The sequence below is a fragment of the Acidimicrobiales bacterium genome (genome assembly GCA_036273495.1).
Taxonomy (GTDB): Bacteria; Actinomycetota; Acidimicrobiia; order Acidimicrobiales; family JAJPHE01; genus DASSEU01.
On the sequence record DASUHN010000101.1, the window covers coordinates 1 to 15,350 of the forward strand.

Here is a 15,350-nt window from a genome sequence, read left to right on the forward strand (position 1 = left end):
GACGAGGCGCTCACCGACGAGACGCGTGGCGACGAGACGGTGAGCGACCAGGGCGAAGGTGCCGCCGAGGCGGCCGAGGAGGTCGGGATCGTCGGCCAGCAGGCCCCCGCCGTCGAGGCCGCCCAGGCCGAGACCCCGGCGGAGGCCGAGACCCCGGCGGAGGCCGAGACCGCCCCCGAAGAGAACGCCGCCGAGACGACAGAGGAAGAAGGCAGCTGATGGGCCAGAAGGTCAACCCCTACGGGTTCCGCCTCGGCGTGACCACCGACTGGAAGTCGCGGTGGTTCACCGACCGCGAATACCAGGACTACGTGATCGAGGACTGGAAGATCAGGAACTACCTGACCAAGCAGCTCGAGCGGGCGGCGGTGAGCCGGATCGAGGTCGAGCGCACCCGTGACCGCCTCCGCGTCGACGTGCACACCTCCCGTCCCGGGATCGTGATCGGGCGCCGGGGGGCCGAGGCCGACCGCCTCCGCACCGACCTGGCCAAGATGACCCACAACCCCAAGATCCAGCTGAACATCCAGGAGATCAAGCAGCCCGAGCTGGACGCCGCCCTCATCGCCCAGGGCATCGCCGATCAGCTGGCCGGACGGGTGAGCTTCCGCCGGGCCATGAAGCGGGCCATCCAGACCGTGCAGAAGGCCGGGGCCCAGGGGATCAGGGTGCAGTGCGCCGGCCGCCTCGGGGGCTCCGAGATGTCGCGCCGGGAGTCCTACCGCGAGGGGCGGGTGCCTCTGCACACCCTGCGAGCGGACATCGACTACGGCTTCCGCGAGGCCAAGACGACCTTCGGGCGCATCGGGGTCAAGGTGTGGATCTACAAGGGGGACATCCTCCCCTACCGCACGTCCGCCGAGGACAAGATCTCGCGGGAGGCGGCCATGGCCGTCGGGGAGACGTCGGGCCAGTCCCGGCCCCGCCGGGTCATCTCCGCAGGAGGCGGGCGCCGCCGGCCCGAGCAGGGGGAGCCGGGGGAGGCCACCGAGGTCCTGGAGGGAGCCGAGGCCGTCGAGGAGGCGGCCCCGGTGGGCGCCACGATCGACCCCGATCTCGAGCGCATCCTGGCCGAGGAGGAGGACATCGAGCGCCGTACCCGGGCCGAGCACCACGAGGCGCCCCACTTCCGCAAGGAAAGTGATTGACGCCGTGTTGATGCCCCGTAAGGTCAAGCACCGCAAGCAGCAGCGCGGGCGCCTGAGCGGCAACGCCAAGGGCGGCACCGTGGTGGGCTTCGGGGACTTCGGCATCCAGGCCCTGGAGCCGGGGTGGATCACCGCCCGTCAGATCGAGGCGGCCCGAATCGCCATGACCCGCCACGTCCGCCGCGGCGGCAAGGTCTGGATCCGGGTGTTCCCCGACAAGCCCGTCACCCAGAAGCCGGCCGAGACGCGCATGGGATCGGGCAAGGGGAACCCCGAGCACTGGGTGGCCGTGGTCAAGCCCGGCCGCATCATGTTCGAGCTGGCGGGCGTGAACGAGGAGCTGGCCCGCTCGGCCATGGAACGGGCCATCCAGAAGCTGCCGATCAAGGCGCGGTTCGTCGTGCGCTCCGACGAGGTGGAGGTCTGATGGCCTCCAACGTCGAGGAGTACCGCCAGATGGAGGAGGAGGAGCTGTACAGCCGCCTCGGCCAGGCCAAGCAGGAGCTGTTCAACCTCCGTTTCCAGCTGGTGACCGGCCGGCTCGACAACTCGTCGCGCCTCGGCCAGGTCCGCAGGGACGTCGCTCGCATCCTGACCGTGATGCGCGAGCGGGAGATCGACGAGGCCGAGGCGCTGGCCGGGGCCGGGCGTGCCACCCCGGAGGCGGTGGCACCCCAGCCTGCCGCTGTCGCGGCCGGGGCCGACCAGGGAGAGGTGAACGATGTCTGAGCCGTCGGCGTCCCCCCGCCCCAACCGCCGCAAGGTGCGTGAGGGCATCGTGGTCTCCAACAAGATGGACAAGACCGCAATCGTGGCGGTGATCGAGCGGGTGCGGCATCCCCGCTACGACAAGACCGTCCAGCGCACCAAGCGCCTGTACGCCCACGACGCCGTCAACGACGTCCGGGTGGGGGACCGGGTCCGGGTGTCCGAGACCCGCCCCCAGTCCAAGCTCAAGCGGTGGCGGATCGTCGAGGTCCTGGAGCGTGCGAAGTGATCCAGCAGGAATCGCGCCTCCGGGTCGCCGACAACTCCGGCGCCCGTGAGGTGCTCTGCATCAAGGTGCTCGGCGGATCCCGTCGCCGCTACGCCTCGATCGGGGACGTCTTCGTGGCCACGGTGAAGGAGGCCATCCCCGGCGCGGCCGTCAAGAAGGGTGATGTCGTGAAGTGCGTCGTCGTGCGCACCAAGAAGGAGAAGCGCCGCCCCGACGGGAGCTACATCCGCTTCGACGAGAACGCCGCCGTGCTCATCAACGACCAGCAGCAGCCCCGGGGGACCCGCATCTTCGGGCCGGTCGGCCGGGAGCTGCGCGACAAGCGCTTCATGAGGATCGTCTCGCTCGCGCCGGAGGTGCTGTAGCCGTGCGGATCAAGAAGGGTGACCGCGTCCGGGTGCTCCAGGGCAAGGACCGGGGCCGGGAGGGCACGGTGATGCGCGTCCTCCCCAAGCAGGGCCGGGTCATCGTCGACGGGGTCAATCAGGTCAAGCGCCACCAGCGGGCCACCCGGGCCACCATGCAGGGCGGGATCATCGACAAGGACCTCCCGATGCCGGCGTCGTCGGTGGCGGTGGTGTGCCCGCAGTGCGGCCCCACCCGGATCGGCGTCCGTATCGACGACCAGGGACTCAAGCAGCGGGTGTGCCGCAAGTGCGGAGGTGACCTGTGACCACCACCGCCCCGGCCCCCACCGCCCGCCCCCGGCTCCGTCAGCGCTACGACGGGGAGATCCGCACCGCCCTGCGCTCCGAGCTGGGCCTGTCGAACATCATGCAGGTGCCCCGCCTGGAGAAGATCGTCATCAACATGGGCGTGGGCCGGGCCACCCAGCAGCCCTCGCTCCTCGAGGGCGCGGTCCGCGACCTGGAGACGATCAGCGGCCAGAAGCCGTTGGTGACGAGGGCCAAGAAGTCGGTAGCCGGCTTCAAGCTCCGGGAGAACAACGCCATCGGGGCCAAGGTCACCCTGCGCGGGGACCGGATGTGGGAGTTCCTCGACCGGCTGATCTCACTGGCCATCCCCCGCATCCGCGACTTCCGCGGCCTGCCGCCGAACGCCTTCGACGGCCGGGGCAACTACACGTTCGGGGTCACCGAGCAGCTGATCTTCCCGGAGATCGACTACGACAAGATCGACACCACCCGGGGCATGGACATCACCATCGTCACCACGGCACGAACCGACGACGAAGGCCGGGCACTCCTGTCCGCCTTCGGCTTCCCGTTCCGACGCGAAGGGCAATAGCGAGGATATGGCCAAGAAGGCTCTCATCGAGAAGCAGCAGCGCAAGCCCAAGTTCCGCGTCCGCGCCTACACGCGGTGCCGGCGCTGCGGGCGCCCCAAGGCGGTGTACCGCAAGTTCGGCCTGTGCCGCATCTGCCTCCGGGAGATGGTCCACGCCGGGGAGATCCCTGGGGTCACCAAGGCCAGCTGGTGAGGGGGTGACGCGTCCATGACCATGACGGATCCCCTGGCGGACATGCTGACCCGCCTGCGCAACGCCAACGTGGCGATGAAGGACACCGTGCGCATGCCGAGCTCCAAGCTGAAGGAGGCGCTGGCCGCCATCCTCCAGAGGGAGGGGTACATCGCCGACTTCCAGGTCGAGGACTCGCCCGGACGGCCGGGGCGGGTGCTCGAGATATCGATGAAGTACACCCCGGAGCGGGCCCGTACCATCTCGGGGCTGCGCCGGGTCTCCAAGCCGGGGCTGCGGGTGTACAGCAATGCCGACCGGCTGCCCCGCGTGCTCGGGGGCCTGGGAGTGGCGGTGGTGTCGACCAGCAAGGGCCTGATGACCGACCGGGAGGCCCGGCGGCAACGCATCGGTGGAGAGGTCCTGTGCTTCGTGTGGTGACCAGGGCCCGGAGGAGCTGAAGTGTCACGAATCGGAAGATCGCCCATTCCGGTGCCGTCCGGTGTGGACGTGGCGGTGGCGGGAGGCCACGTCACGGTGAAGGGCCCCCAGGGCACGCTGGAGCGCGACCTGCCCGGGGAGATCACCCTCCGCCAGGACGACGGCACCCTCCTCGTCGAACGCCCCAACGACGAGCGCCACAACCGGGCGCTGCACGGCCTGACCCGGTCGCTGGTGGCCAACATGGTCACCGGCGTGACCGCCGGCTTCAGCAAGGAGCTGGAGATCGTCGGGGTCGGCTACCGGGCCACCGCCCGCGGGCCGGGCCAGCTCGAGCTGGCCCTCGGGTTCAGCCACCCCGTCACGGTCGACGCCCCGGGGGGAATCAGCTTCGAGGTGCCCCAACCGACCCGGATCATCGTGCGGGGGATCGACAAGGAGCTGGTCGGTCAGGTGGCGGCCAACATCCGCAAGATCCGCAAGCCCGAGCCCTACAAGGGCAAGGGCGTCCGCTACGCCGGGGAGCGAGTGCTCCGCAAGGCGGGGAAGGCGGCCAAGTGAGCGTGCGTTTCGACACCGGCAGCCGGGCCGGCCTGCGCCGGCGCCGCCACGCCCGGGTGCGGCGGAAGCTGGGCGGGACCCAGGAGCGTCCCCGCCTGGCCGTGTTCCGCTCCAACCGCCACATCGTGGCCCAGGTCATCGACGACAGCACCGGGCGCACTCTGGCGGCGGCGTCGACGCTCGAGTCGGGGCTGCGGACCGGGCCGACCGGCAACAAGACGTCGTCAGCCTCGGTGGGCCGTCTGGTGGCCGAGCGGGCCCGGGCGGCGGGCGTTTCCCGTGTGGTCTTCGACCGCGGCGGTTTCCTGTACCACGGCCGGGTGGCGGCCCTGGCCGACGCGGCCCGCGAGGCCGGATTGGAGTTCTGAGTCACCATGCCCGAAGGACAGTTCGAAGAGCGGACCATCAAGGTCAACCGCGTGGCCAAGGTCGTGAAGGGTGGCCGGCGCTTCTCGTTCACCGCCCTCATGGTCGTCGGCGACACCAACGGCCGGGTGGGACTCGGCTACGGGAAGGCCAAGGAAGCGGGCCTGGCGGTGCAGAAGGGCATCGAAGAGGCCAAGAAGAACCTGTTCCACGTCCCGCTGGCCGGATCGACCATCACCCACCCGATCATCGGCGAGAGCGGCGCCGGCCGGGTCCTGCTGAAGCCCGCCGCCCCCGGAACCGGGGTGATCGCCGGTGGAGCGGCCCGCGCCATCCTCGAGATGGCCGGGATCCACGACATCCTGACCAAGTCGCTGGGGTCCTCCAACGGGATCAACGTGGCCCACGCCACCATCGCCGGGCTGAAGGCCCTGAAGCGGCCCGACCAGATCGCCGCGATCCGGGGCAAGTCCCCCGAGGAGGTGACCCCCCGCCGGGTCCTCGAGGCCTACCGGGAGCGCGAGCGCGGCGTCCACGTGCCGACCGAGGTGGCGTGAACGTGGCCGGCTCGCTGCGGATCACCCAGGTCCGCTCCTCCATCGGTACCAAGCCCAAGCACCGCGGCACCCTGCGGGCCCTCGGGCTGGGACGCATCGGCAAGTCCAACGTCCTGCCCGACCGCCCCGAGGTCCGGGGGATGGTGGCCCGGGTGCCCCATCTGGTCCGGGTCGACGAGGACGTCCAGCCGAGCGGCGAGGAGAGCAAGTGAAGGTCCACGATCTGAAGCCCGCCGAGGGCGCCACCCGCCCCCGCCGGCGGGTCGGCCGCGGCATCGCCGGCAAGGGCGGCAAGACCGCCGGGCGGGGCATGAAGGGCCAGAAGGCCCGCGACACGGTCAAGGTCGGCTTCGAGGGCGGCCAGCTCCCGCTGTCCCAGCGGGTGCCCAAGCTCAAGGGGTTCAAGAACCCCTTCCGGGTCGAGTACAACGTCGTCAACCTCGACGCCCTGGAGCACCTCGGTCAGGACGTGGTGACCCCGGACACCCTCCGCACCGCCGGCCTGGTCCACAAGCACGGCCTGGTGAAGATCCTGGGCCGGGGTCAGCTGGGCCGGCGGGTGACCGTGGAGGCCCACGCCGTGTCCCGCTCCGCCGAGAAGGCGATCACCGAGGCCGGGGGCAGCGTCAGGATCCTCCCCCCGCCCTTCGGCAACGGCCGCCCGCCCGCCAAGGGCAACGCCCTCACCAACCGCTAGCGGCGGGCCCTTCCCGGCCCCGGGCGCCGGGGGCCCCGGGCACCTCGCAGGCCGCTGCCGGCGGGGACCCCAACCCCGCCGGTCCCGGTAGCCGGGTAATCTTCTCCGTCCACAGCCGGCCCCGCTCGGGGCCCCGGTTCCGCGGGAGCGCACGTGCTGTCGAGCCTGTCGAACATGTTCCGTGTTCCGGATCTCCGGAACAAGATCCTGTTCACGCTGACGATCATCGCCCTCTACGCGTTCGGGGCCAACATCCCGACGCCGGGGATCGACCTGGCGGCGGTGCAGCGGCTCCAGCAGCAGGCCAAGGCGGCCGGCGTGCTCGGGTTCCTCAACCTCTTCTCGGGCGGCGCCCTCACCCGCTTCGCCGTTTTCGGGCTGGGGATCATGCCCTACATCACCAGCTCGATCATCATCCAGCTCCTGGGTGTGGTGATCCCCAAGTTCGAGAAGTGGCGCGACGAGGGGGCGGTGGGCCAGAAGAAGCTCACCCAGGCCACCCGCTACCTCACCGTGGGACTGGCGCTCATGCAGTCGACCGGGCTGGCGTTCGTCTTCCACAACGGCGGGTCGAGCTTCCTCGGGGGCAACCTCAACGTCGACCTGATCCCCAAGTTCACGGTCCCCCGGGTGCTGCTGATCGTGCTCACCCTGACCGCCGGCACCGCCTTCGTGATGTGGCTGGCCGAGCTCATCACCCAACGGGGGATCGGCCAGGGGATGTCGATCCTGATCTTCACCAACGTGGTGGCGGGCATGCCGTCGGGCGGCGCCAACATCCGGGCCGAGGGCGGCAACCTCAAGTTCGGGGTGGTGCTCGGCGTCACGATCGTCCTGGTGGTGGCCATCGTGTTCGTGGAGCTGGGCCAGCGCCGGATCCCCGTCCAGTTTGCCAAACGGGTGGTGGGGCGCCGGATGTACGGGGGCCAGAGCACCTACATCCCGCTCAAGGTGAATCAGTCCGGCGTCATCCCGATCATCTTCGCCAGCTCGGTCCTCTACTTCCCCGTCCTGCTGTCCAACGTCATCCCGTGGAAGGGCTTCCAGAACTTCATCAACAACGATCTGGCCCAGCCCACCAGCCTGACCTACATCTTCCTGTACGGCGTGCTGATCATCCTGTTCGCCTTCTTCTACACGGCCATCCAGTTCGACCCCCACCAGCAGGCCGACATCATCCGCAAGCAGGGCGGCTACATCCCCGGCATCCGGCCCGGGCCGCCCACCGAGCGTTACCTGGCGGGCATCCTCAATCGCATCACGATCCCGGGCTCAGTCTTCCTGGCGGCGGTGGCCCTGCTGCCCTCGATCATCCTGGCGTTGTGGCATCTCAACACCAGCTATCCGTTCGCCGGCGTCACTCTGCTGATCGCCGTCGGGGTGTCGCTGGAGACCATGCGGCAGATCGACAGCCAGCTCATGATGCGCAACTACGAGGGCTTCTTGCGGTAAGTGGTTCCTGGCGTCAGGTTGGTCATCCTGGGCAAGCAGGGAGCCGGTAAGGGAACGCAGGCGGTGCGCCTGGCCCGGCACTATGTCGTCCCGCACGTATCGACGGGGGACATGCTGCGCGCCGCGGCCAAGTCCGGCACGCCGTTCGGGCTCAAGGCCGCTCTGTACATGGAGCGGGGGGAGCTGATCCCCGACGAGATCGTCATCGGCCTGGTCCGGGAGCGCCTCGACCAGCGTGACGCCCAGGGCCGGGGCTACGTGCTCGACGGCTTCCCCCGCACCGTGCACCAGGCCGAGGAGCTGGCCCGGATGCTGCCCGAGGAACAGCTGCCCATGGTGGTCGACCTCGAGGTCCCGACCGAGGTGGTGCTCCGGCGGTTGGCGGCCCGGCGGGTGTGCGGGGACTGCGGGGCCAACTACAGCACCGCGACGCCGCCCCGGGTGGAGTGGATCTGCGACGTCTGCGGCGGCGAGGTCCTCCAGCGGGAGGACGACACCGAGGAGGCCATCCGCCGGCGTCTGTCCCTCTACGAGGAGCAGACCGCCCCGCTCATCGCCTGGTACGAGGAGCGCCGCCAGCTGATCGCGGTCGACGGCCTGGGCCACCCCGACGAGGTGAGCGCCCGGCTGATCCGGGCCGTTGATCGGAGGCGGGAGACCCCGCTCTGATGGTCAGGACCAAGGAGGAGCTGGCCCGGATGCGCCGGGCGGGCCGGGTGGTGGCCGAGATGCACGAGAAGACCAGGGCCGCCATCCGTCCCGGGGTCACCACCGCGGATCTGGACCAGGTGGCCCGGGACGTCCTCGAGCGCCGGGGGGCCCGGTCCAACTTCCTCGGCTACCACGGCTATCCCGCCGTGATCTGCACATCCCCCAACGACATGATCGTCCACGGCATCCCGGGCTCCTACCGGCTGGGCGAGGGGGACATCATCTCGATCGACTGCGGGGCCATCATCGAGGGCTACCACGGGGACGCCGCCTACACCGCCCCGGTGGGGGAGGTCGGACCGGAGGCCGCCCGCCTCATCGAGGTCACCGAGGCCAGCCTGTGGGCGGCCATCGAGCAGATGCGCCCCACCAACCGCCTCTCCGACATCGGCCACGCCGTCCAGACGGTGGCCGAGGAGGCCGGGTTCTCGATCGTGCGGGAGTACGTCGGCCACGCCATCGGCACCGCCATGCACGAGGAGCCCCAGGTGCCCAACTACGGCCCGGCCGGGAGGGGCCCCCGGCTCCGCCCCGGCCACGTGTTCGCCGTCGAGCCCATGGTCAACGTAGGTGGACCGGGGACCCGCCAGCTCGAGGACGGCTGGAGCGTGGTGACCGCCGACGGGAGCCTCTCGGCCCACTTCGAGCACACCATCGCCGTCACCGACGACGGCCCGGAGGTGCTGACGCTTCCTTGACGCGTTAAACTATTCGTTCGGTCCGTCGCGCCCCGGCCCTCGTTGGCTCAGGGCTACCGGCGGGCCGCCGGCCCGCCCGGTCGAGACCATAGCGGCAGCACCGCGTAGCAGCGGAGCACCGTGCCCGCCGAGACCGACAAGTCGAGATTCACCCAGGAGGAGGACGCTGCCCAAACCCAAAGAGGACGCGATCGTGCTGGAAGGGACGGTCATCGAGCCCCTGCCCAACGCCATGTTCCGCGTCGAGCTGGAGAACGGCCACAAGGTCCTGGCCCACAGCTCCGGCAAGATGCGGATGCACCGGATCCGCATCCTCCCGGGGGACAAGGTCCAGGTCGAGATCACCCCCTACGACCTGACCCGGGGCCGCATCACCTACCGGTACAAGTAGGGGAACGGCTCAGAAGGTGAGAAAGCCATGAAGGTGAGACCGAGCGTCAAGACGATGTGTGAGAAGTGCAAGGTCATCCGCCGGCACGGCCGGGTGATGGTGATCTGCGACAACCCCCGCCACAAGCAGAGGCAGGGTTAGCCATGGCGCGCATATCCGGAGTCGACATCCCCCGCGAGAAGCGGCTGGAGATATCGCTCACCTACATCTACGGGATCGGCCGGACCACCTCGAAGCTGGTCTGCTCCCAGACCAGCATCGACCCCGACACCCGGGTCCGGGACCTGACCGACGAGGAGGTGGCCCGCCTCAGGGGGTGGATCGACTCGAACCTCAAGGTCGAGGGTGACCTGCGCCGGGACGTGGCCCAGGACATCAAGCGCAAGATGGAGATCGGCTCCTACCAGGGGCTGCGCCACCGTCGGGGCCTGCCGGTCCACGGCCAGCGCACCCACACCAACGCCCGCACCCGCAAGGGCCCGAAGAAGACCGTGGCCGGGAAGAAGAAGGTCCGCAAGCACTGATGCACGCACTGACCGCAGGCAGCAACTGATGGCCAAGCCCAAGCCCGGGGGGCGGCGCCCCCGCCGCCGCGAGCGCAAGAACATCGCCTTCGGCGTGGCCCATATCAAAAGCTCGTTCAACAACACGATCGTGTCGATCACCGACCCCGAGGGCAACGTCCTGGCCTGGGCGTCGGCCGGCAACGTGGGCTTCAAGGGGTCACGCAAGTCGACCCCCTTCGCCGCCCAGCTGGCCGCCGAGGCCTGCGCCCGCCGGGCCATGGAGCACGGTGTGCGCAAGGTCGACGTGCTGGTGAAGGGTCCCGGCTCCGGCCGGGAGACCGCCATCCGCTCCCTCCAGAACTCCGGCATCGAGGTGTCGGGGATCAAGGACGTCACCCCGATACCCCACAACGGCTGCCGGCCCAAGAAGCGGCGGAGGGTCTAGCGATGGCTCGTTACACAGGCCCGGTCTGCCGGCTGTGCCGGCGGGAGAAGATGAAGCTGTACCTCAAGGGCGCCAAGTGCGACTCGATGAAGTGCCCGATCGAGCGCCGGCCCTATCCCCCCGGGGAGCACGGTCGCGACCGGATGCGCCAGGGGTCGGAGTACCTGGTGCAGCTGCGCGAGAAGCAGAAGGCCCGCCGGATCTACGGCCTGCTCGAGAAGCAGTTCGCCAACCTCTACGAGGAGGCGTCGCGCCAGTCGGGTATCACCGGGGAGAACCTCCTGCGCATGCTCGAGCTGCGCCTGGACAACGTGGCCTTCCGGGCGGGCTGGGGCTCGAGCCGCAACCAGTCCCGGCAGTTCGTGCGCCACGGGCTGGTCGAGGTCAACGGCCGGCGGGTGACCATCCCGAGCTTCCGGGTCCGCCTGGGGGACGTGGTCACCCTGAAGAACCGGGCCCAGGAGATGATCCTGATCCGCCACAACATGGACACCCTGGACCGTCAGATCCCCCCGTGGCTGGACGCCGCCGAGGGAGGCCTCGGCGTCACCATCCGCCAGCTGCCCATGCGTGAGCACATCGACGCCCCCGTGCGCGAGCAGCTGATCGTCGAGCTGTACTCCAAGTAGTCCGGCAGCACCCATCCCGCGGCCGCCCGGGCCGGGGGACCTATCCGCAAGGAACCACCGATGCTCATCATCCAACGCCCGACCGTCGAGCCGGTAGACGAGGAGATCGGCAACCGGCAGCGGTTCGCCATCAGCCCCCTCGAGCCCGGCTTCGGCCACACCCTGGGCAACTCGCTGCGCCGCACGCTGCTCTCCTCCATCCCCGGCGCCGCCGTCACCCAGCTGCGCTTCGACGACGCCCTCCACGAGTTCACCACCCTTCCGGGGGTGAAGGAGGATGTCACCGACCTCATCCTCAACCTCAAGGACCTGGTGCTGCGGGTCGAGTCCGATGACCCGGTGACCGTCCGGCTGGACGTGCGGGGCCCCGCCACCGTCACCGCCCGGGACATCCAGCTGCCCGCCAACGTCGAGGTGCTGAACCCTGACCTGCACGTCGCCACGCTCAACAACAAGGGCCGGCTGGCCGTGGACATCACGGTCGAGCGGGGCCGGGGCTACGTGTCCGCCGACCGGAACAAGCGCTCGTCGGTCAGCGGCGTGATCCCGATCGACTCGATCTTCTCTCCCGTGCGCCGGGTGGCGTTCACGGTCGAGCCCACCCGCGTCGAGCAGTCCACCAACTACGACCGCCTGGTCCTCGACATCGAGACCGACGGGTCCATCTCGCCGCGCGAGGCGTTGGCCTCGGCCGGCGACACCCTGCGCTCGCTGGCGGGCCTGGTGGCCGAGATGAGCGAGAACCCCCAGGGTCTCGAGCTCGGGGACGTCGGCTCGATCTCCAGCGGCTCCCCGGACCTCGACCTGCTCATCGAGGACCTCGACCTCTCCGAGCGGCCCCGCAACTGCCTGAAGCGGGCCCAGATCAACACGGTCGGGGAGCTGGTCGAGCGCACCGAGGAGGACCTGCTGGCCATCACCAACTTCGGCCAGAAGTCGTTGGACGAGGTACTGCAGAAGCTGGACGAGCGGGGCCTGGCCCTGCGCAACAAGGACGGTTAGGCGTGCCCGCCGCACCCAAGAAGGGCCCCCGCTTCGGCGGGGACGCCGCCCACCAGAAGGCCATGATGGGCAACCTGGTGGCGTCGCTCATCGCGGCCGAGACCCTGGTCACCACCGAGGCCAAGGCCAAGGCCCTGCGCCCGGTCATGGAGAAGATGATCACCAAGGCGCGCAAGGGTGGCGTGCACAACCAGCGCCAGGTCGTGTCGTTCATCCGGGACAAGGACATGGCCCACAAGCTGTTCGACGACATCGGCCCCCGTTACGTCGACCGCCCGGGCGGCTACACGCGCATCCTCAAGCTCGGCCCCCGCCACGGGGACAACGCGCCTATGGCGCGCATCGAGCTGGTTTGACGCTCTTCGATCCCGAGGCCGGCGCCGGTTCGCCAGCCCCGGGGTCGGGCACCGCCGCCGGGCGCTCGCCTCTGGAGCGGCTTCCCCAGCCTCTGGCCCCGGGCGCGGTGCGCATCCGGATGACCGTGGCGTACGACGGTACCGACTTTCGCGGCTTCGCCCTGCAGCCCGGGATCCCCACGGTCGCCGGCGCCCTGACCCAGGCTCTCGACACCGCCGTCGGCCACCCCGTCGAGCTGGTGTGCGCCGGGCGGACCGATGCCGGGGTCCACGCCGCCGGCCAGGTCGTGCACTTCGACGTGTCACCCGAGCGCTGCCGGGCCTCGTTCGCCGCCCTCCTCGAGGACCAAGCTGCTCCCCCGCTCCCCGCTCTCCGCCGCGCCCTCAACCGCATGCTCGCTCCCCGCATCGTCGTCCGGGCCGCCGAGCCGGCGCCGCCCGGCTTCGACGCCCGGCGCTCCGCCCGCTGGCGCCGCTACCGCTACACGGTGCTGAACCGCCCCGACCCCGACCCCTTCCTGGCCCGCACGACCTGGCACGTCGACGAGCCCCTCGACCTGCGGGCCATGCAGCTGTCGTGCGACGCCATCTACGGGGAGCACGACTTTGCCGCCTTCTGCCGCCAGCGCCCCGACCGCGCCGGCAGCACGGTGCGCCGGGTGCTCGAGGCGGAGTGGTGCGACGGGTCGGCCCCGGCCTCGGGCCGGCCCTCCTCGGGCCGGGTCCCCGAGCATCCGCCCCCCGAGCTGCTCGTGTTCGAGATCCGGGCCAGCGCCTTCTGCCACCAGATGGTCCGCTCGCTGGTCGGCACCATGGTCGACGTGGGCCGGGGACGGCTCAAGGCCGGGGAGATGAGCGCCATCCTCCGCTCCGCAAGCCGCTCGGCCGCCGGGGTCCTGGCCCCGCCCCGGGGCCTCTGCCTCGTCGACGTCGGCTACTGAGGCTCGTCATGGCGGCGGGCACCCGGGTCCTGCGGACCTCGCCCGCCGCTGCCGGCGGGGACCCCAGCCCCGCCGGCCTGGAGGCGGGCCCTCAGTTTTGTTCGACGCGGAAGCCCCGGTCCCGGAGGTCGGCGACGGTCTGGTCGCGGTGGCCGGGGTCCCGGGTCTCGACCGTGACCAGGACCTCGACCTCGTCGGGGGCCACGGTCGGGCCGCCGGAGCGGTGGTGGATCACGTCGAGGACGTTGAGGCCGAGATCGGCCAGCGCCGCGGCCAGCGCCGCCAGAGCGCCGGGGTGGTCCCGGAGGAGCACGCGGAGCTGCAGGTAGCGCCCGGCCGCCGCCAGCCCGTGCTCGACCAGCCGGGTGAGCAGCAGGGGGTCGACGTTGCCCCCGGACAGGACGACCACCACCGGCCCCCGTCCTTCCGGCACCCGTCCGGCCAGCACGGCCGCCAGGGCGGCGGCGCCGGCGGGCTCGACCAGCCACTTGGCCCGCTCGAGGAGCAGGAGCATGGCCCGGCTGATCTCCTCGTCGGAGACGGTCACGAGGTCGTCGACGTAGGCCCGGACGTGGGCGAGGGTCAGCCAGGAGACCTCCCGGACCGCGATCCCGTCGGCGATGGTGGCGACGCCGTCGAGGCGCACGGGCCGGCCGGCGTCGAGGGCCGCCCGCATCGAGGCCGCCCCCTCGGCCTCGACGCCGACGACCCGCATCCCCGGCGCCCAGTGGGCCAGGGCGGCCGCCGTCCCCCCCAGCAGACCGCCCCCTCCGACCGGCACCACGGCGACGGCCGCCTCCGGGGCCTCCCGGGCCATCTCCCAGCCCACGGTGGCCTGGCCCGCCATCACGTCGGGATCGTCGAAGGGCGGGACGTAGACATGGCCGCCGTCCTCGCCGAAGCCGCGGGCCAGGTCTATGCAGTCGTCCACCCCCTCTCCCTCGAGGCGCACCTCGGCGCCGTAGGCCCGGGTGGCCTCCACTTTCGGGAGGGCGGCGTTGGCGGGCATGAAGATGGTGGCCGCCCGCCCCGTCAGCCGGGCGGCCAGGGCCACCCCCTGGGCGTGGTTGCCCGCCGAGGCGGCGACGACCCGGGTGCCCGGCGCCAGGCCGGCAATCCGGTTGTAGGCCCCCCGGATCTTGAACGAGCCGGTGCGCTGGAGGTGCTCGGGCTTGAAGAGCACGGGCCGGCCCGCCAGCCGGGAGATGGTCCCGCTGGTCGTCACCGGAGTGGCCCGCGCCACCCCCTCGAGGCGCTCGACGGCGGACTCGACGTCCCGCGGGCCGATCACCGGGCGGGCGGGTCGACGGTCACCATTTGGAGCGTAGGGCCCCGGCGTCCTATCCTTTCTGGTCGGCCTCCCGCCGGTCTCCGGGCCCGGAAGCCGGTGGCCCCGACCCGCTCGTGCGGGCCGGGCCGTAGCTGCAGATCCCTTCGGCACCAACAGGACCGGTCCGTGCGCACGTTCTCCCCCAAGCCCTCCGACATCCACCGCTCCTGGCACGTCGTCGACGCCGACGGTCTGGTGCTCGGGCGGATGGCGTCCGAGGTGGCGTCGATCCTGCGCGGCAAGCGCAACCCGATGTTCGCCCCGCACATGGACACCGGGGACCACGTGGTCGTGGTGAACGCGGCGCGGGTCGTCCTCACGTCGGACAAGGCCGAGAAGAAGCTCGCCTACCGCCACAGCGGGTACCCGGGCGGGCTGCGCAGCCGCAGCTACGCCGACCTCCTGGCCACCCGGCCGGAGGAGGTGGTGCGGCGGGCGGTCAAGGGCATGCTGCCCCGGGGACCACTCGGCGCCCACATGCTGCGCAAGCTGAAGGTGTACCGCGGCCCCGACCACCCCCACGCCGCCCAGCAGCCGGCGCCGCTCGAGATCGCCGGCGCCCGCCGGGAGGGCCGCTGATGCCGAAGCCGCTGACCCAGACGACCGGCCGCCGCAAGGCCGCCGTGGCCCGGGTGCGCCTCCGCAACTACCAGGACGGCGCCACCGAGAGCCCGGCCCCCGTCACCGCCCCCGAGGGCGAGG

Annotated in this window: 26 protein-coding genes and 2 pseudogenes; 27 read left to right on the forward strand and 1 reads right to left on the reverse strand. The window is 71.0% G+C overall.

Annotated features, from left to right (window positions below):
- The 26 genes and pseudogenes from VFW24_04020 to truA all read left to right on the forward strand — a co-directional run.
- Nucleotides 1-219 (forward strand): hypothetical protein (locus tag VFW24_04020; protein HEX5265917.1); only part of this gene is annotated, 219 nt, incomplete at its 5' end.
- Nucleotides 219-863 (forward strand): annotated as a pseudogene (gene rpsC, locus VFW24_04025) (30S ribosomal protein S3). The gene VFW24_04020 and the pseudogene rpsC, both read left to right, overlap by 1 nt.
- A 289-nt stretch (nucleotides 864-1,152) precedes the next feature.
- On the forward strand, nucleotides 1,153-1,575 hold the full coding sequence (gene rplP / locus VFW24_04030; GenBank protein ID HEX5265918.1) for a 50S ribosomal protein L16: 423 nt from the start codon (nucleotides 1,153-1,155) through the stop codon (nucleotides 1,573-1,575).
- Nucleotides 1,575-1,766, forward strand: a pseudogene (gene rpmC / locus VFW24_04035) (50S ribosomal protein L29). Before rplP ends, rpmC begins: the two are co-directional and overlap by 1 nt.
- 103 nt (nucleotides 1,767-1,869) lie before the next feature.
- On the forward strand, nucleotides 1,870-2,145 hold the full coding sequence (gene rpsQ / locus VFW24_04040) for a 30S ribosomal protein S17 (protein ID HEX5265919.1): 276 nt from the start codon (nucleotides 1,870-1,872) through the stop codon (nucleotides 2,143-2,145).
- Entirely contained in the window at nucleotides 2,142-2,510 is a 369-nt protein-coding gene (gene rplN, locus VFW24_04045; protein HEX5265920.1) for a 50S ribosomal protein L14, read from the forward strand. The genes rpsQ and rplN overlap by 4 nt, the downstream gene beginning before the upstream one ends.
- A gap of 2 nt (nucleotides 2,511-2,512) precedes the next feature.
- On the forward strand, nucleotides 2,513-2,818 hold the full coding sequence (gene rplX, locus VFW24_04050; protein ID HEX5265921.1) for a 50S ribosomal protein L24: 306 nt from the start codon (nucleotides 2,513-2,515) through the stop codon (nucleotides 2,816-2,818).
- Nucleotides 2,815-3,393, forward strand: a complete 579-nt coding sequence (rplE, locus tag VFW24_04055; GenBank protein ID HEX5265922.1) for a 50S ribosomal protein L5 — start codon at nucleotides 2,815-2,817, stop codon at nucleotides 3,391-3,393. Before rplX ends, rplE begins: the two co-directional genes overlap by 4 nt.
- Before the next feature lie 7 nt (nucleotides 3,394-3,400).
- On the forward strand, nucleotides 3,401-3,586 hold the full coding sequence (locus tag VFW24_04060) for a type Z 30S ribosomal protein S14 (protein HEX5265923.1): 186 nt from the start codon (nucleotides 3,401-3,403) through the stop codon (nucleotides 3,584-3,586).
- Nucleotides 3,587-3,601: 15 nt separating this feature from the next.
- On the forward strand, nucleotides 3,602-4,006 hold the full coding sequence (gene rpsH / locus VFW24_04065; protein HEX5265924.1) for a 30S ribosomal protein S8: 405 nt from the start codon (nucleotides 3,602-3,604) through the stop codon (nucleotides 4,004-4,006).
- 21 nt (nucleotides 4,007-4,027) lie between these two features.
- Nucleotides 4,028-4,567, forward strand: a complete 540-nt coding sequence (gene rplF, locus VFW24_04070) for a 50S ribosomal protein L6 (protein HEX5265925.1) — start codon at nucleotides 4,028-4,030, stop codon at nucleotides 4,565-4,567.
- Nucleotides 4,564-4,935 carry a 50S ribosomal protein L18 gene (rplR, locus tag VFW24_04075; GenBank protein ID HEX5265926.1) on the forward strand — a complete coding sequence of 124 codons (372 nt, stop codon included), beginning with the start codon at nucleotides 4,564-4,566 and terminating at the stop codon, nucleotides 4,933-4,935. Before rplF ends, rplR begins: the two co-directional genes overlap by 4 nt.
- A 6-nt stretch (nucleotides 4,936-4,941) precedes the next feature.
- Nucleotides 4,942-5,490, forward strand: a complete 549-nt coding sequence (rpsE, locus tag VFW24_04080; protein ID HEX5265927.1) for a 30S ribosomal protein S5 — start codon at nucleotides 4,942-4,944, stop codon at nucleotides 5,488-5,490.
- A gap of 2 nt (nucleotides 5,491-5,492) precedes the next feature.
- Nucleotides 5,493-5,702: a 50S ribosomal protein L30 gene (gene rpmD / locus VFW24_04085; protein ID HEX5265928.1), complete on the forward strand. Its 210-nt coding sequence runs from the start codon at nucleotides 5,493-5,495 to the stop codon at nucleotides 5,700-5,702.
- Nucleotides 5,699-6,187 (forward strand): 50S ribosomal protein L15, encoded by a 489-nt coding sequence (gene rplO / locus VFW24_04090; protein ID HEX5265929.1) that lies wholly within the window; start codon nucleotides 5,699-5,701, stop codon nucleotides 6,185-6,187. The genes rpmD and rplO overlap by 4 nt, the downstream gene beginning before the upstream one ends.
- A 174-nt stretch (nucleotides 6,188-6,361) precedes the next feature.
- Complete coding sequence (secY, locus tag VFW24_04095) at nucleotides 6,362-7,639, forward strand: preprotein translocase subunit SecY (GenBank protein HEX5265930.1); 1,278 nt, start codon at nucleotides 6,362-6,364, stop codon at nucleotides 7,637-7,639.
- On the forward strand, nucleotides 7,640-8,308 hold the full coding sequence (locus VFW24_04100; GenBank protein ID HEX5265931.1) for an adenylate kinase: 669 nt from the start codon (nucleotides 7,640-7,642) through the stop codon (nucleotides 8,306-8,308). It begins immediately after the preceding gene.
- Entirely contained in the window at nucleotides 8,308-9,048 is a 741-nt protein-coding gene (gene map / locus VFW24_04105) for a type I methionyl aminopeptidase (GenBank protein HEX5265932.1), read from the forward strand. The genes VFW24_04100 and map overlap by 1 nt, the downstream gene beginning before the upstream one ends.
- A gap of 166 nt (nucleotides 9,049-9,214) precedes the next feature.
- Nucleotides 9,215-9,439 (forward strand): translation initiation factor IF-1, encoded by a 225-nt coding sequence (gene infA, locus VFW24_04110; protein ID HEX5265933.1) that lies wholly within the window; start codon nucleotides 9,215-9,217, stop codon nucleotides 9,437-9,439.
- A gap of 27 nt (nucleotides 9,440-9,466) precedes the next feature.
- Nucleotides 9,467-9,580, forward strand: coding sequence for a 50S ribosomal protein L36 (gene rpmJ / locus VFW24_04115; GenBank protein ID HEX5265934.1), 114 nt, complete (start codon nucleotides 9,467-9,469; stop codon nucleotides 9,578-9,580).
- Nucleotides 9,581-9,582: 2 nt separating this feature from the next.
- Nucleotides 9,583-9,963: a 30S ribosomal protein S13 gene (gene rpsM / locus VFW24_04120; protein HEX5265935.1), complete on the forward strand. Its 381-nt coding sequence runs from the start codon at nucleotides 9,583-9,585 to the stop codon at nucleotides 9,961-9,963.
- Nucleotides 9,964-9,991: 28 nt separating this feature from the next.
- Nucleotides 9,992-10,390, forward strand: coding sequence for a 30S ribosomal protein S11 (gene rpsK, locus VFW24_04125; protein HEX5265936.1), 399 nt, complete (start codon nucleotides 9,992-9,994; stop codon nucleotides 10,388-10,390).
- A 2-nt stretch (nucleotides 10,391-10,392) separates the two neighbouring features.
- A complete protein-coding gene (gene rpsD / locus VFW24_04130; protein ID HEX5265937.1) occupies nucleotides 10,393-11,019 on the forward strand; it encodes a 30S ribosomal protein S4 in 627 nt (208 codons plus the stop codon).
- A 60-nt stretch (nucleotides 11,020-11,079) separates the two neighbouring features.
- Nucleotides 11,080-12,021: a DNA-directed RNA polymerase subunit alpha gene (locus tag VFW24_04135; protein HEX5265938.1), complete on the forward strand. Its 942-nt coding sequence runs from the start codon at nucleotides 11,080-11,082 to the stop codon at nucleotides 12,019-12,021.
- A gap of 62 nt (nucleotides 12,022-12,083) precedes the next feature.
- Nucleotides 12,084-12,377: a 50S ribosomal protein L17 gene (gene rplQ / locus VFW24_04140; GenBank protein ID HEX5265939.1), complete on the forward strand. Its 294-nt coding sequence runs from the start codon at nucleotides 12,084-12,086 to the stop codon at nucleotides 12,375-12,377.
- Nucleotides 12,374-13,318: a tRNA pseudouridine(38-40) synthase TruA gene (gene truA, locus VFW24_04145; protein ID HEX5265940.1), complete on the forward strand. Its 945-nt coding sequence runs from the start codon at nucleotides 12,374-12,376 to the stop codon at nucleotides 13,316-13,318. The genes rplQ and truA overlap by 4 nt, the downstream gene beginning before the upstream one ends.
- Nucleotides 13,319-13,409: 91 nt before the next feature.
- On the opposite strand, the gene ilvA is transcribed toward truA, so the two are convergent.
- The gene (gene ilvA / locus VFW24_04150; protein HEX5265941.1) at nucleotides 13,410-14,609 is read right to left on the reverse strand and encodes a threonine ammonia-lyase; all 1,200 of its coding nucleotides are present in this window, start codon (nucleotides 14,607-14,609) and stop codon (nucleotides 13,410-13,412) included.
- Between the two features lie 165 nt (nucleotides 14,610-14,774).
- Here ilvA and rplM point away from each other — a divergent pair, with 165 nt between their 5' ends.
- A complete protein-coding gene (rplM, locus tag VFW24_04155; GenBank protein ID HEX5265942.1) occupies nucleotides 14,775-15,227 on the forward strand; it encodes a 50S ribosomal protein L13 in 453 nt (150 codons plus the stop codon).
- The last annotated feature ends 123 nt before the right edge of the window (nucleotides 15,228-15,350 follow it).

Coding starts and splice junctions, on each gene's coding strand:
- rpsM (HEX5265935.1), top strand. CDS start 9,583: ATGGCGCGCATATCCGGAGTCGACATCCCCCGCGAGAAGCGGCTGGAG.
- VFW24_04135 (HEX5265938.1), top strand. CDS start 11,080: ATGCTCATCATCCAACGCCCGACCGTCGAGCCGGTAGACGAGGAGATC.
- rpsD (HEX5265937.1), top strand. CDS start 10,393: ATGGCTCGTTACACAGGCCCGGTCTGCCGGCTGTGCCGGCGGGAGAAG.
- rpsK (HEX5265936.1), top strand. CDS start 9,992: ATGGCCAAGCCCAAGCCCGGGGGGCGGCGCCCCCGCCGCCGCGAGCGC.
- rpmJ (HEX5265934.1), top strand. CDS start 9,467: ATGAAGGTGAGACCGAGCGTCAAGACGATGTGTGAGAAGTGCAAGGTC.
- secY (HEX5265930.1), top strand. CDS start 6,362: ATGTTCCGTGTTCCGGATCTCCGGAACAAGATCCTGTTCACGCTGACG.
- rpsQ (HEX5265919.1), top strand. CDS start 1,870: ATGTCTGAGCCGTCGGCGTCCCCCCGCCCCAACCGCCGCAAGGTGCGT.
- rpsH (HEX5265924.1), top strand. CDS start 3,602: ATGACCATGACGGATCCCCTGGCGGACATGCTGACCCGCCTGCGCAAC.
- VFW24_04060 (HEX5265923.1), top strand. CDS start 3,401: ATGGCCAAGAAGGCTCTCATCGAGAAGCAGCAGCGCAAGCCCAAGTTC.
- map (HEX5265932.1), top strand. CDS start 8,308: ATGGTCAGGACCAAGGAGGAGCTGGCCCGGATGCGCCGGGCGGGCCGG.
- rplQ (HEX5265939.1), top strand. CDS start 12,084: ATGATGGGCAACCTGGTGGCGTCGCTCATCGCGGCCGAGACCCTGGTC.
- rpsE (HEX5265927.1), top strand. CDS start 4,942: ATGCCCGAAGGACAGTTCGAAGAGCGGACCATCAAGGTCAACCGCGTG.